Below are 14,504 nucleotides of genomic sequence, written 5' to 3' on the forward strand. Positions count from 1 at the left end.
TTAGAGTTGAAAGCAAAATTCCCGGGTGACGCTGCCACCTCAGGATTAAGCCAGGATTGCCACGCGGTCAGAGCAGAAAGCTCAAACCCACGCAGAACAGCAAAGCGGCGAACAGCCTTTTCAGCAAGCGCGGCGACAACCTGTGCGCCAGACGCGCGCCGAGCCGAGCGAAGACCATGCTGGTCAGGGCGATGCCCAACAATGCCGGCAGATAAACAAAACCGAGACTATGGGCCGGCAACAACGGATCGTGCCACCCCAGAATCATGAAACTTGCTGCACTGGCCAGAGCGATCGGCAGACCACAGGCCGATGAGGTCGCCACGGCCTGCTGCATCGGCACGCTGCGCCAGGTCAGAAACGGCACGGTCAGCGAGCCGCCGCCAATACCGAAAATCGCCGACGCCCAGCCAATCACCGTACCGGCGGCAGTCAGACCGAGTTTGCCCGGTACCGTTCGGCTGGCCTTGGGTTTGACATCCAGCGCCAGTTGCACGGCGATCACCAGAGCGAAAACACCGATGATCTTTTGCAGGTTCGGCCCGGAGATCGCTTCAGCAGTCAGCGCTCCGAAACCGGCACCGAGCAGGATACCCACGGTCATCCAGCGAAAAATCGCCCAGCGCACCGCGCCGCGACGGTGATGTTCACGCACGGCGTTGACCGAGGTGAATATGATCGTCGCCAGCGATGTGCCCACCGCCAGGTGCGTAAGAATCGACTGATCGAAGCCCTGCAAAGTGAAGCTGAACACCAGCACCGGGACGATGATGATCCCGCCGCCAACGCCAAACAGCCCGGCGAGCACGCCCGCACAGGCGCCGAGCGCCAGGTAGAGCAGAAATTCCATGACCGTCTCCAGCACGCGTCGGCAAAACAGGAGCGGCATGTTAACGGATGCGCAGCCTTCTGCTCCACTGGCGATGGATGCACGGACGCCGGATGCGTAGAGTGGGCAAAAAACACACAAGGACCACCTTATGTGCCTGATTGTTTTCGCCTGGCGCCCGGGCCATGCCCAGCCGCTGATCGTCGCGGCCAACCGCGACGAGTTCTACGCCCGCCCCAGCCTGCCATTGGCGCCGTGGCCCGAGGCGTCACAGGTGCATGCCGGGCGCGATCTTGAGGCCGGCGGCACCTGGCTGGGGATCGGCGCCAACGGGCGCTTCGCCGCACTGACCAATATTCGCGATCCGCAACAGCCGCCCGCGACCAAATCCCGGGGCGAGCTGGTGGCGCGGTTTCTTGGGGGCGATCTGTCGATTGATGATTATTTGAGCGATGTGGTGGCTCGTGCCGCCGAATATGCCGGGTTCAATCTGCTGCTGGGCAATGCCCATGAGTTGTGGCATTTCAATGCGCGGGCGTCAGAGCCGGTGATGTTGCAGCCGGGGGTTTATGGTTTATCCAACGCGGGGCTGGATACGCCGTGGCCGAAACTGCTCAAGGCCAGGGCTGCGTTGAGCGCGGTGCTGGATGATCCGCAGCCTGAGCGCTTGCTGGCCTTGCTGAGCGATGCGCAGACCGCCCCCGAGGCCGAGTTGCCGGATACCGGGGTGGGCATGGCAACGGAGTCGTTGCTGTCGAGCGTGTTTATTGCCAGCCAAAGTTACGGAACGCGGGCGAGTACAGCGTTGGTTGTGCAGGCGGACGGAACGCGGCGGATGGTGGAGCGCAGTTTTGGGCCGTATGGCGGGCATCTCGGGGAAGTTGAGGTTTGTGTCTAACAGCAGCCCCTCACCCCAGCCCTCTCCCGGAGGGAGAGGGGGCCGACCGAAGTGCCTTGCGGTATACATCGACCTGAGAGATCGAGTCGATTATGGATTCAGCAAAGCACTTACAGGTCGACGGAGTTCTGCAGCATCCCCCAATCAGTCCCCTCTCCCTCTGGGCGGTCCGACGTTTCGGGAGGGCTAGGGTGAGGGGCCTTTGATCTTTAGAGAGCCTTGGTCACCACCGGCGAATTCATCTTCGCCAACCCGAGATTCTTCAGCGCCAGTTGCAGCGAGCTGTGGATAACCTGCGGGTTATCGATCTTCATCAGTTCCGCCAGCATCTCCTGCGCCTTGCTCAGGTTCACCTGACGCAACATCCACTTCACCTTCGGCAGGTTGGTGGCGTTCATCGACAGGCTGTCGAAACCCATCGCCATCAACAGCACCGCCGCCGCCGGATCACCGGCCATCTCGCCGCAGATGCTCACCGGTTTGCCTTCGGCGTGGGCGTCAGTGACCACGGTTTGCAGGGCTTGCAGCACCGCCGGGTGCAGATAGTCGTAGAGGTCGGCGACGCGCGGGTTGTTGCGGTCTACCGCCAGCAGGTACTGGGTCAGGTCGTTGGAGCCGACCGAAAGGAAATCGACCATCCGCGCCAGTTCCTTGGTCTGGTACACCGCTGCCGGGATCTCGATCATCACGCCGATCGGCGGCATCGGCACGTCGGTGCCTTCGTCGCGCACTTCGCCCCAGGCGCGGTGGATCAGGTGCAGGGCCTCTTCGAGTTCGTGAGTGCCGGAGATCATCGGCAGCAGAATCCGCAGGTTGTTCAGGCCTTCGCTGGCCTTGAGCATCGCGCGGGTCTGCACGAGGAAGATTTCCGGGTGGTCGAGGGTGACGCGGATACCGCGCCAGCCGAGGAACGGGTTGTCTTCCTTGATCGGGAAGTACGACAGCGATTTGTCACCGCCGATGTCGAGGCTGCGCATGGTCACCGGTTGCGGGTGGAACGCGGCGAGCTGTTCGCGGTAGATCGCCAGCTGTTCCTTCTCGCTCGGGAAGCGCTGGTTGATCATGAACGGCACTTCGGTGCGGTACAGACCGACCCCTTCGGCGCCACGCTTCTGCGCCCGCGCCACATCGGCGAGCAGGCCGGTGTTGACCCACAGCGGCATGCGGTGGCCATCGAGGGTCACGCACGGCAGGTCGCGCAGGGTGTCGAGGCCCAGCGCCAGTTGTTTCTCTTCTTCGACGACTTCGGCGAACTGCTTGCGCAGCACTTCGCTCGGGTTGGTGTAGACCTCGCCACGGGTGCCGTCGACGATCATTTCGATGCCGTCGACCTTGGCGTACGGCAGATCGACCAGGCCCATCACTGTCGGAATGCCCATGGCTCGGGCGAGAATCGCGACGTGAGAGTTACCTGAACCGAGCACCGAGACCAGACCGACCAGCGTGCCTTCCGGCACCTCGCCGAGCATTGCCGGCGTCAGCTCTTCGCTGACCAGAATGGTTTTTTCCGGGTAGACCAGATTCTGCTGGCGCTCTTCCTGCAGATAGGCGAGCAGACGGCGGCCAAGGTCTTTGACGTCCGAAGCACGCTCGCGCAGGTAGGCGTCGTCCATCAGTTCGAAACGGTTGACGTGCTCAGTGACCACTTGACGCAGCGCGCCCTGAGCCCACTGCCCCGTCTTGATCACGGTGGTGATTTCGCTGCCCAGCGAGGCATCGTCGAGCATCATCAGGTAGACGTCGAACAGCGCGCGTTCTTCCGGGCGCAGCTGGGTCGCGAGTTTGGCGGACAAGGCGCGCATGTCGGCGCGCACGCCTTCGATGGCAGTCTTGAACAGCGCCAGCTCAGCGTCGATGTCGGTGATGGTCTTGTCCGGCACCACGTCCAGGTCCGCCGGCGGCAGCATCACCACGGCGGTACCGACGGCAGCACCCGGCGAACCCGGTACGCCGACGAACTTGGCTTCCTGAATGCCCTTGCCCTGCCGGCCCAGACCACGGATCGAACCGGTGGCCTCGGCGTGGGCGATTACACCAGCAAGCTGCGCGCTCATGGTCACGAGGAAGGCTTCTTCACCTTCGTCGAACTGGCGGCGTTCTTTCTGCTGGATGACCAACACGCCGACGACGCGGCGGTGGTGGATGATCGGTGCACCGAGGAACGAGGCGTAACGCTCTTCACCGGTTTCGGCGAAGTAGCGATAGCGCGGGTGAACCGAAGCGTTTTCCAGGTTCAGGGGTTCTTCACGCGTGCCGACCAGACCGACCAGACCCTCGTTGGGGGCCATGCTGACCTTGCCGATCGAGCGCTTGTTCAAGCCCTCGGTGGCCATCAGGACGAAGCGATTGGTTTCCGGATCAAGCAGGTAGACCGAGCAGACCTGGCTGCCCATGGCCTCTTTGACGCGCAACACAATAATCCCCAACGCCGCCTTGAGATCCTTGGCGGAGTTAACTTCCTGGACGATCTTGCGCAGCGTATTGAGCATGGCTCGGGGTCGAACTCCGTCGTCAGTCGCGCGCTAAAAGGCGCGGGGCAAGCTCTTTGAGAGCGCGTCGATACACCTCGCGCTTGAATGTCACCACCTGGCCCAACGGATACCAATAGCTGACCCAACGCCAGCCATCGAACTCCGGTTTACCGGTCAGATCCATCCGCACCCGCTGCTCGTTGGAGATCAGGCGCAGGAGGAACCATTTCTGTTTCTGGCCGATGCACAGCGGTTGGCTGTGGGTACGCACCAGGCGTTGCGGCAAACGATAGCGCAACCAGCCCCGGGTACAGGCCAGTATTTCAACATCTTCACGTTCCAGGCCAACTTCTTCGTTCAGCTCGCGGTACAAGGCGTCTTCCGGCGTCTCCTCGGGGTTGATCCCCCCTTGCGGAAACTGCCAGGCGTCCTGATTGATACGGCGAGCCCATAGCACCTGGCCGGCGTCATTCGTCAGAATGATCCCGACATTGGGGCGGAAACCATCGGGGTCGATCACGGCAACAACCTCGCAAACGCATGTCGCCGCATTGTTCCACAAAGCTTGATCAGGCGGCAACGAAGGTTCCTACCTTATGTGCACTCTTGTGAAAAGACCGTATTCTTGTCGCCTTTTTACTGACTTTTCAGCGGGTAACTGCAATGCGCCTGGCTTTATTCGATTTGGACAACACCCTACTGGGCGGCGACAGCGATCACGCTTGGGGCGATTATCTGTGCGAGCGCGGCTTCCTCGACCCGATCGCCTACAAGGCGCGCAACGACCAGTTCTATCAGGATTACCTGGCCGGCAAGCTGGACAACGCTGCCTACCTGAACTTCTGTCTGGAAATTCTCGGCCGCACGGAAATGGCCGTGCTTGAGCAATGGCACAGCGATTACATGCGCGACTGCATCGAGCCGATCGTGCTGCCCAAGGCACTGGAGCTGCTGAAGAAGCACCGCGATGCCGGCGACAAACTAGTGATCATCACCGCCACCAACCGTTTCGTGACGGCACCGATCGCCGTGCGCCTGGGCGTGGAAACCCTGATTGCCACCGAATGCGAAATGATCGACGGCCGCTACAGCGGGCGCAGCACCGACATCCCGTGCTTCCGCGAAGGCAAGGTCACGCGCCTCAATCGCTGGCTGGAAGAGACCGGCTATTCGCTCGAGGACAGCTATTTCTATAGCGATTCGATGAATGATCTGGCGCTGCTGGAGCAGGTGACGAATCCGGTGGCGGTGGACCCGGATCCGAATCTGCGGGCCGAGGCCGAGAAGCGTGGCTGGCCGGTGATTTCGTTGCGCGACTGAGATTGCTATCGCTGGCAAGCCAGCTCCCACAGGGTTCTCAGTGTCCACTTAATCTGTGTTCACCGAATACCCCTGTGGGAGCTGGCTTGCCAGCGATGGGGGTCAACTCGGCCTCAAGCCTTAAACCGGCTTGGCCCCCATCAACGCCGCGATGGCGACAAATCCGACGCCGCTGACAATCGCCAGCGCCAGATTGAACTTGCGATTGCCCACCCCGCTTGTCCACAACCGATCCAGCCGGACCAGCAGCCAGACCGCACTGAACGTCGCCACGGCGTAGAGCACGCTGGATCCCAGTATCCACAATTGGCCCAATGGCCAGCCCACCAGGTGCACCAGCCACCAGCCGGTGAAAGGCATGCTGAGCATGCCGATCAGCATCAGGCACCAGATAAACAGCCAGGGACGGCGCATCGTACTGGCCGGGCCTTCGCTGCGATTACGCCAGGTCAAGGCGGCGAGCCCCAGCCCGCTCGCGAGGATGACCACGGTCGCCGCGACGTGAAGGACTTTCAGGGTGGTCAGGGTTTCCATGTCGTTCTCTTCCGTAGATCCATGCCCATCAGCGTAGCCGCTCAGCCAAGAAACAGCTGATAGGCCGGGTTATCGCTTTCATCCCAATACGGGTAGCCGATTTCCGCCAGTGCCGCCGGCACCAGATGACGTTCGTCATGCGGCACTTGCAGGCCGGCAACCACACGGCCATCAGCCGCGCCGTGGTTGCGGTAGTGGAACATCGAGATGTTCCAGCGCCCGCCGAGCTTGTTGAGGAAGTTGAACAACGCGCCCGGACGCTCCGGGAATTCGAAGCGCAGCACCACTTCATCGACCACCTGCGCCGCGCGGCCACCGACCATGTGGCGAATATGCAGCTTGGCCAGCTCGTTGTCGGTCAGGTCGAGCACCGGAAACCCCTGCTCGGTCAGGCTCGCCAGCAAGGCGCTGCGCGGATCGTTGTCCGGGTGGGTCTGCACGCCAACAAAGATGTGCGCTTCGCTGCCGGTGTTGTAGCGGTAATTGAATTCAGTGATCTGGCGCTTGCCGATGGCTTCGCAGAACGCCTTGAAGCTGCCGGCCTTTTCCGGAATGGTCACGGCGATGATCGCCTCGCGCCCTTCGCCCAGCTCAGCGCGTTCGGCGACGTGGCGCAGGCGGTCGAAGTTGACGTTGGCGCCGGAGTCGATGGCGACGAAAGTCTGCCCGCTGACGCCACGTTGCTCGACGTACTTCTTGATCCCGGCCACGCCTAGCGCGCCGGCAGGCTCGGTGATCGAGCGGGTATCGTCGTAGATATCCTTGATTGCTGCGCAGATCTCGTCGGTGCTGACAGTAATCACTTCATCGACGTAATCCTTGCAGATTTCGAAGGTGTACTGGCCGATCTGCGCCACCGCCACGCCGTCGGCGAAAATGCCCACGGTCGGCAGAACCACGCGCTCGCCCGCTGCCATTGCCGCTTGCAGGCAGTTGGAATCGTCCGGCTCGACGCCAATTACCTTGATGTCCGGACGCAGGTATTTCACGTAAGCCGCGATACCGGCGATCAGCCCGCCCCCGCCGACCGGGACGAAAATCGCATCCAGCGGCTGCGGGTGCTGACGCAGGATTTCCATGGCCACGGTGCCCTGCCCGGCAATGGTGTGCGGATCATCGTACGGGTGGATGTAGACGTAGCCTTTTTCATCGACCAGTTTCAGCGAATAGGCTAGCGCTTCCGGAAACGAGTCGCCGTGCAGCACCACTTTGCCGCCGCGCGAACGCACGCCTTCGACTTTGATTTCCGGGGTGGTCTTGGGCATGACGATGGTGGCTTTGACGCCCAACACTTTCGCCGCCAGCGCCAGACCCTGCGCATGATTGCCCGCCGAGGCGGTGACCACGCCACGAGCGCGCTCTTCGTCGCTCAATTGCGTCAGCTTGTTGTAGGCGCCGCGAATCTTGAACGAGAACACTGGCTGCAAGTCTTCGCGCTTGAGCCATATGTCATTGCCCAGCCGCTCGGAGAGCTGGCGGGCGTTCTGCAGCGGGGTTTCTACGGCAACGTCATAAACGCGCGAGGTGAGGATCTTTTTGACGTACTGTTCGAGCATCGGAAAGCATCACTGGCGATTGGGCGGGACCAGCGAGTCTAACCCGCCTTTTGCCGAGGCGACCACACTAAACAGGTGGTTTTAAGGTCTGGAAACCCAATCTTGAGTGAGCACCGTTGTGGTGAGGGGATTTATCCCCGCTGGAGTGCGAAGCGCTCCCCTGCTTTTTTTCAGTCACACCGCGTTCCTGGGTTTTACGACGACTGCGTCGCCGAACGGGGATAAATCCCCTCGCCACAGCTTGTTTCCCCCTGTACCACCGCGAGGCCTATAATGCCGGCCTTTCTGCCCAACCCTTGCCCGCTTCCGGAGCCCGCATGACCCAGGATCAACTCAAACAGGCCGTGGCCCAGGCCGCCGTCGACTTCATCCTGCCGAAACTCGACGACAAGAGCATCGTCGGCGTCGGCACCGGCTCCACCGCCAATTGCTTCATCGATGCCCTGGCCCAGCACAAGGGCGCGTTCGATGGCGCCGTTGCCAGCTCCGAAGCCACCGCCGCGCGCCTCAAGGGCCATGGGATTCCGGTGTATGAGCTGAATACCGTCAGCGATCTGGAGTTCTACGTCGACGGCGCCGATGAAAGCGATGCGCACCTGAACCTGATCAAGGGCGGCGGCGCGGCCCTGACCCGCGAGAAGATTGTCGCCGCTGTGGCCAAGACCTTCATCTGCATCGCTGACGCCAGCAAACTGGTGCCGGTACTCGGCGAGTTCCCGCTGCCGGTGGAAGTCATCCCGATGGCCCGCAGCCACGTTGCCCGCCAACTGGTCAAACTCGGTGGCGACCCGGTGTACCGCGAAGGCGTGCTGACCGACAATGGCAACATCATCCTCGACGTGTTCAACCTGCAGATCACCAACCCGGTGGAGCTGGAAGCGCAGATCAATGCCATCGTTGGCGTGGTCACCAACGGCCTGTTCGCCGCGCGTCCGGCGGATCTGTTGTTGCTGGGCACCAGTGAAGGCGTGAAAACCCTGAAGGCTGAGTAAGCCGGACTGCCCACACTGGTGTGGGCAAATGAAATACCTGTGGGAGCTGGCTTGCCAGCGATAGCGGCCTGTCAGTCAACAATGATGTTGAAAGTGATGGCCTCATCGCTGGCAAGCCAGCTCCCACAGTGTTTTGGGGTGTTGGTTAGGGCTGTGCCGGTTTTTTGAAGACGTAAAACAGATTCGGCTCGCTCACCAGGTACAACGTGCCGTCATCATCCATTGCAATTCCCTCCGCCTGCGGCACGGTTTTCTGCAAACCCTGGCGCCCGCCGCTGATCGACATGGTGCTCAACGGGCGCCCGTCGACATCCAGTTCGATAATCAACCGCGACTCGTCCGACAGCGCCAGCAAGTGCCCGCTGCGCTCGTCGTACTGCAGACTCGACAGATCACGCACAAACATCCCGGCATCGCGCTTGGGGTTGTTGATCACGTGCACCGCGTAGGTCTTGTCCGGTTTGAAATGCGGAAAACCGTGGACTTCGTAGATCAGCATCGGGTCGCGTTCTTTCGCCACGAACAGCCGCTTGCCCACAGAATCATAAGCAAGCCCTTCGAAACCCTTGTTGCCGGACATGTGCACGCCAAGGGTCATTTGCTCGGCATCCTCGGCATCGAGAAAAGTGGTGTCGGCCTCGAGGTGAATCTTGATCAGGCGTTGCTGACGCTCGTCGGTGATCACGTAGGTGTCGGCACTGATGTACTCGACGGCTTCCGGATCGCCAAACCCCACTAGAGCGATGCGCCGCAGAATCTTGCCTTCCAGGGACAATTCGACCAGTTCGGAATTCTTGTTGGTGACCGTGAACAGACTTTTGCGCACCGGATCGTAGGTCAGCGCCGAGACGTCATCGTCGAGCCCCTCGATCGGCCGCGCCTCGATCGTCACCCGATACTGGTCGAGCCCGATCGCCTCGCTGCTCACCGGTTGCCACAGCGTGTGCAGGTTGAACCAGGCGCGCTCGAACAGACGCAGGTATTGGCCGATCGCGATCAAGGCAATCAGGACAATCATCAACAGGACGAGAATCAGCGGTTTGGGGCGGGCAAGTCGACGCATTCAGGCAGGCTCGGATTCATGACAGGCCGATGAAATATCACGCCCGTCTGAATTGAAGCTTAATGGCCACTTGCCTCGCACGACAACTGCGCAATTCCGCAATTACTGTAGGGAAAGTTACCGATGTTTTTCGAATCGGTAGAACAGGTTCGGCTCGCTGACCATGTACAGCGTGCCGTCCTCATCCATGGTCATGCCTTCGGCGCGGGGAATGGTGTCTTTCAGACCGTTGAAATTCCCAAGCAACGTCATGAAGCTGACTTGCTTGCCATCCTCGTCGAGTTCAAGCAACAGATGTGAATCCGCCGACAGCACCAGCAGATGGCCAGTGCGCGGATCGACAGCCAGCGCCGACAGGTTGCGCAGATCCAGCTGATCGCTGGCCAGTTTCTGCTTGTCGCCCTGCAGGGTCTGGCCGCCATCGCTTTTCCACGTGAACAGCGCCGGTGGGCGTTCCTCCCCCAGAATCAATCGCTGATTGCGCGGATCCCACGTGATGGCCTCAAATGCCTTGTTCTGATCTTTCGACGGCCCGAGGTCGTATTTGGGGAAATCGGCGATGTTCAGCTCACGAGTCGCGGCATCGACCTTAATGATCGACAACGTATGCTCACGCTCATCGACAATGGCCAGCAAACCGTTTTCCATGACCGTCAAGCCTTCCGGATTGCTCCAGCCCACCAACGGCATCTTGCGCAACACGTCGCCCTGAAGCGTCAGCTCGACCAGGAAGGCATTCTTGCCCATCACCGCAAACAGGGTCTTGGTCTGCGGGTTGTAGGCCAGATCCGAGGCTTCGTCTTTCTCCATCCCCGGCAGCGGCTTGGCATCGATCACCACCTGATAATCCGGCAGCCACACACTCTCCTTTTGCTCGGCCTTGCTCTCGAAGCGCTCCAGCACCCACAGCACGCCGCGATCATCCCAATGCATGGCGAACGCCAGCCCATAGGCTGCGGCGATGACCAGCAACAGCCAGACATACCAGCGCAGGACGAAGCGCGAACGGGAGGGGGATTTCTGCTGAGTTCGAGATGCCATCGAGGGATGCGTTCCGTTAATTCAGGCCAAGGGTAATAGCACAAAGAGGCCGGCTGAGACGCCAGAATCGCGGGAATTATCCAGAGAGGATGTGAAAAAAACGGGAAATGGCGGGATTGGCGTGTGCGTTTGCCAGCAACACACTTGTGGCGAGGGGATTTATACCCTCACCACAAAGCTCACCCCCTGCAAGGGGTTCCGCGGTTAGCGCACGCTGCTGCTGAAGCTGCTCGCCCCCGGCAGCTCGAGGACGATTTCATCGCCGACGTTCAGCGGGCCGACGCCCACTGGCGTACCCGTAAGGATCACGTCACCGGCCTGCAGCGAGAAGCAGCCAGCCATGTGCTGGATCATCGGCACGATCGGGTTGAGCATCGCGCTGCTGTTGCCGTCCTGGCGCACTTCGCCGTTGATGGTCAGGCGGATGCCGATGTCGGTCAGGTCAGCGAAGGTGCTGCCGACCACGAACGGCGCGATCACCGCCGCGCCGTCGAACGACTTGGCGATTTCCCACGGCAGGCCCTTGGCTTTCAGCTCGGCTTGCTTGTCGCGCAGGGTCAGGTCCAGCGCCGGGGCGAAGCCTGAGATCGCATCGAGGACTTCTTCACGGCTCGGCTTGGTCGACAGCGGCTTGCCGATCAACACGGCGATCTCCGCCTCGTAGTGCACTGAACCACGCTCGGTCGGAATGCTGAACCCGCCTTCCAGCGGCACCACGCAACTGCCCGGCTTGATGAACAGCAGCGGCTCGGTCGGCACTGGGTTATCCAGTTCCTTGGCGTGTTCGGCGTAATTGCGGCCAATGCACACGACTTTCCCGATCGGGAAGTGAATGCGCGTGCCGTCGACGTACTGGTGCTGATAGCTCATTTACCGACTCCTGCCTTTATTGATTCAACAGAGATTACCGATCAAACCGGGAAAATCTTGCCCGGGTTCATGATGCCGTTCGGGTCGAAGACTGCCTTGACCGCTTTCATGTACTCGATCTCGGCCGGCGAGCGGCTGTAGGTCAGGTAATCACGCTTGGTCATACCGACGCCGTGCTCGGCCGAGATCGAGCCGTTGTATTTCTCGACGGTTTCGAACACCCACTTGTTGACGGTGGCGCACTTGGCGAAGAACTCGTCCTTGCTCAGGTTTTCCGGTTTGAGGATATTCAGGTGCAGATTGCCGTCGCCGATGTGGCCGAACCAGACGATTTCGAAATCCGGGTAGTGCTCGCCAACGATCGCGTCGATTTCGCGCAGGAACGCCGGCACTTTCGAGACGGTAACCGAGATGTCGTTCTTGTACGGCGTCCAGTGGGAGATGGTTTCGGAGATGTACTCGCGCAGCTTCCACAGATTGTGCAGCTGGGTTTCGCTCTGGCTCATCACGCCGTCGAGCACCCAGCCCTGTTCTACGCAGTGTTCGAAGGTTTCCAGCGCGCTGTTGGCCACTTCTTCGGTGGTCGCTTCGAATTCCAGCAGGGCGTAGAACGGGCACTCGGTGTCGAATGGCGCCGGCACGTCGCCACGGCCCATGACCTTGGCCAGGGCCTTGTCGGAGAAGAATTCGAACGCCGTCAGGTCGAGTTTGCCCTGGAAGGCATGCAGCACCGGCATGATCGAATCGAAATCGGCGGTGCCGAGGACCATCGCCGTGAGGTTTTTCGGCGCGCGATCAAGGCGCATGGTCGCTTCGACGACGAAACCGAGGGTGCCCTCGGCGCCGATGAACAGCTGACGCAAGTCGTAACCGGTGGCGTTCTTGATCAGGTCCTTGTTCAGTTCGAGCACATCGCCCTTGCCGGTGACGACTTTCATGCCGGCCACCCAGTTGCGGGTCATGCCGTAGCGAATCACTTTGATCCCGCCGGCATTGGTGCCGATATTGCCGCCAATCTGGCTGGAACCTGCCGAGGCGAAGTCGACCGGATAGTACAGGCCGTTTTCTTCGGCGACGTTCTGCAGATGCTCAGTGACCACGCCCGGTTGGCACACGGCAGTGCGGTCGGTGAGGTTGACGTCGAGAATCTGGTTCATGTAATCGAACGAAACCACCACTTCGCCATTGGCCGCCACCGCAGCGGCGGACAACCCGGTGCGCCCGCCGGATGGCACCAGCGCAACCTTGTGAGTGTTGGCCCAACGCACCACGGCCTGCACTTGCTCGATGGTCTTGGGAAACACGATGGCGCTCGGTGCCGGGGCGAAGTGTTTGGTCCAATCCTTGCCGTAAGTGTTCAGGGAGTCGGCGTCAGTGAGGACTTTGCCAGGCTCAACCAGGGTCTTCAGTTCATCAATCAGCGCAGGATTGGTCATCGACAGAACTCTCGAACAATTCATGGTCATCCTGAGAACGCTTCACGTCGCAGGAATGAGTGTTTAGCGGGGTGGCTATGCTAGCATACCGACCCCGCCGGACAGTGCCCAAGGCCAGATCCGCGGTGACGGCTTTGTTGCCGTGCGGGTCAGCTCCAGGCTGCTCCCTCCCTGCCATTTTTCTCCGGGATACAGGTTTACGCAGATGAGCAAGACTTCTCTCGATAAGAGCAAGATCAAGTTCCTTCTTCTCGAAGGCGTCCACCAATCGGCTGTCGACGTCCTCAAGGCGGCGGGCTACACCAGCATCGAATACCTGACTGGTTCCTTGCCGGAAGCCCAGCTCAAGGAAAAGATTGCTGACGCTCACTTCATCGGCATTCGCTCGCGCACGCAACTGACCGAAGAGATCTTCGATCACGCGAAGAAACTGGTCGCGGTCGGCTGTTTCTGCATCGGCACGAACCAGGTTGACCTCAGTGCGGCCCGCGAGCGCGGTATCGCCGTGTTCAACGCACCGTACTCCAACACCCGTTCCGTAGCGGAACTGGTACTGGCCGAAGCGATCCTGCTGCTGCGCGGCATCCCTGAGAAAAATGCCTCCTGCCACCGTGGCGGCTGGATCAAGTCCGCTGCCAACTCGTTCGAGATCCGTGGCAAGAAGCTGGGCATCGTCGGCTACGGCTCGATCGGCACGCAGTTGTCGGTGCTGGCTGAAGGTCTGGGCATGCAAGTGTTCTTCTATGACACCGTGACCAAGCTGCCACTGGGCAACGCTACGCAGGTCAACAATCTGCACGAGCTGCTGGGCATGTCCGATATCGTCACCCTGCACGTACCGGAAACCGCCGCCACTCAGTGGATGATCGGCGAGAAGGAAATCCGCGCCATCAAGAAGGGCGGCATCCTGATCAACGCCGCGCGCGGCACCGTGGTCGAGCTCGACGCCCTGGCGGACGCGATCAAGGACAAGCACCTGATCGGCGCGGCCATCGACGTGTTCCCGGTGGAACCACGCTCCAACGATGAAGAGTTCGAAAGCCCGCTGCGTGGCCTCGACAACGTGATCCTGACCCCGCACATCGGTGGCTCGACCGCCGAAGCGCAAGCCAACATCGGTCTGGAAGTGGCAGAGAAACTGGTCAAGTACAGCGACAACGGTACCTCGGTGTCGTCGGTCAACTTCCCGGAAGTGGCGCTGCCGGCTCACCCTGGCAAGCACCGCCTGCTGCACATCCACGAGAACATCCCGGGTGTGATGAGCGAGATCAACAAGGTCTTTGCCGAAAACGGCATCAACATCTCCGGTCAGTTCCTGCAGACCAACGAAAAAGTCGGCTACGTGGTGATCGACGTAGACGCCGAATACTCGGAGCTGGCGCAAGAGAAGCTGCAACACGTCAACGGTACTATCCGTAGCCGCGTGCTTTTCTAAAAGCAGCTACAAGCTACAAGCTGCAAGTTACAAGCGGTAAGTGAAAGCGCTTTGCCTTT

At 60.6% G+C, this 14,504-nt stretch carries 13 protein-coding genes; 4 read left to right on the top strand and 9 right to left on the bottom strand.

The features are described from left to right. Positions 1–67 precede the first annotated feature (67 nt). Positions 68–850: a sulfite exporter TauE/SafE family protein gene (locus AB4N85_RS20195; RefSeq protein ID WP_016772682.1), complete on the bottom strand. Its 783-nt coding sequence runs from the start codon at positions 848–850 to the stop codon at positions 68–70. A gap of 130 nt (positions 851–980) precedes the next feature. Between AB4N85_RS20195 and AB4N85_RS20200 the strand changes: the two genes are divergently transcribed. Beyond that, positions 981–1,727, top strand: coding sequence for an NRDE family protein (locus AB4N85_RS20200; RefSeq protein WP_252868437.1), 747 nt, complete (start codon positions 981–983; stop codon positions 1,725–1,727). Positions 1,728–1,936: 209 nt separating this feature from the next. Here AB4N85_RS20200 and ptsP read toward each other — a convergent pair whose 3' ends face one another. Further along, positions 1,937–4,216: a phosphoenolpyruvate--protein phosphotransferase gene (gene ptsP / locus AB4N85_RS20205; protein ID WP_041476855.1), complete on the bottom strand. Its 2,280-nt coding sequence runs from the start codon at positions 4,214–4,216 to the stop codon at positions 1,937–1,939. A gap of 22 nt (positions 4,217–4,238) precedes the next feature. Next, positions 4,239–4,718, bottom strand: coding sequence for an RNA pyrophosphohydrolase (locus AB4N85_RS20210; RefSeq protein ID WP_003229203.1), 480 nt, complete (start codon positions 4,716–4,718; stop codon positions 4,239–4,241). Between the two features lie 143 nt (positions 4,719–4,861). On the opposite strand from AB4N85_RS20210, the gene AB4N85_RS20215 reads away from it, so the two are divergent. After that, complete coding sequence (locus tag AB4N85_RS20215) at positions 4,862–5,518, top strand: histidinol-phosphatase (protein WP_252868438.1); 657 nt, start codon at positions 4,862–4,864, stop codon at positions 5,516–5,518. A gap of 120 nt (positions 5,519–5,638) precedes the next feature. On the opposite strand, the gene AB4N85_RS20220 is transcribed toward AB4N85_RS20215, so the two are convergent. Both AB4N85_RS20220 and ilvA read right to left on the bottom strand, forming a co-directional pair. After that, entirely contained in the window at positions 5,639–6,052 is a 414-nt protein-coding gene (locus tag AB4N85_RS20220; protein ID WP_252868439.1) for a DUF2269 family protein, read from the bottom strand. A 41-nt stretch (positions 6,053–6,093) separates the two neighbouring features. Then, positions 6,094–7,608 carry a threonine ammonia-lyase, biosynthetic gene (gene ilvA, locus AB4N85_RS20225; RefSeq protein WP_016772678.1) on the bottom strand — a complete coding sequence of 505 codons (1,515 nt, stop codon included), beginning with the start codon at positions 7,606–7,608 and terminating at the stop codon, positions 6,094–6,096. Positions 7,609–7,925: 317 nt separating this feature from the next. Between ilvA and rpiA the strand changes: the two genes are divergently transcribed. Continuing rightward, positions 7,926–8,600, top strand: a complete 675-nt coding sequence (gene rpiA, locus AB4N85_RS20230; RefSeq protein ID WP_007913886.1) for a ribose-5-phosphate isomerase RpiA — start codon at positions 7,926–7,928, stop codon at positions 8,598–8,600. Positions 8,601–8,745: 145 nt separating this feature from the next. On the opposite strand, the gene AB4N85_RS20235 is transcribed toward rpiA, so the two are convergent. The 4 genes from AB4N85_RS20235 to AB4N85_RS20250 all read right to left on the bottom strand — a co-directional run bounded on the left by AB4N85_RS20235 (position 8,746) and on the right by AB4N85_RS20250 (position 13,010). After that, entirely contained in the window at positions 8,746–9,663 is a 918-nt protein-coding gene (locus AB4N85_RS20235; protein WP_041476859.1) for an SdiA-regulated domain-containing protein, read from the bottom strand. Positions 9,664–9,780: 117 nt separating this feature from the next. Continuing rightward, positions 9,781–10,704 (bottom strand): SdiA-regulated domain-containing protein, encoded by a 924-nt coding sequence (locus AB4N85_RS20240; RefSeq protein ID WP_252868441.1) that lies wholly within the window; start codon positions 10,702–10,704, stop codon positions 9,781–9,783. A 204-nt stretch (positions 10,705–10,908) separates the two neighbouring features. Then, positions 10,909–11,574: a fumarylacetoacetate hydrolase family protein gene (locus tag AB4N85_RS20245; protein ID WP_024014705.1), complete on the bottom strand. Its 666-nt coding sequence runs from the start codon at positions 11,572–11,574 to the stop codon at positions 10,909–10,911. Between the two features lie 41 nt (positions 11,575–11,615). Next, positions 11,616–13,010 carry an FAD-binding oxidoreductase gene (locus AB4N85_RS20250; RefSeq protein WP_024014706.1) on the bottom strand — a complete coding sequence of 465 codons (1,395 nt, stop codon included), beginning with the start codon at positions 13,008–13,010 and terminating at the stop codon, positions 11,616–11,618. 205 nt (positions 13,011–13,215) lie between these two features. On the opposite strand from AB4N85_RS20250, the gene serA reads away from it, so the two are divergent. Then, on the top strand, positions 13,216–14,445 hold the full coding sequence (gene serA, locus AB4N85_RS20255) for a phosphoglycerate dehydrogenase (RefSeq protein ID WP_024014707.1): 1,230 nt from the start codon (positions 13,216–13,218) through the stop codon (positions 14,443–14,445). The last annotated feature ends 59 nt before the right edge of the window (positions 14,446–14,504 follow it).

It is taken from the genome of Pseudomonas sp. H1_G08, assembly GCF_054681355.1.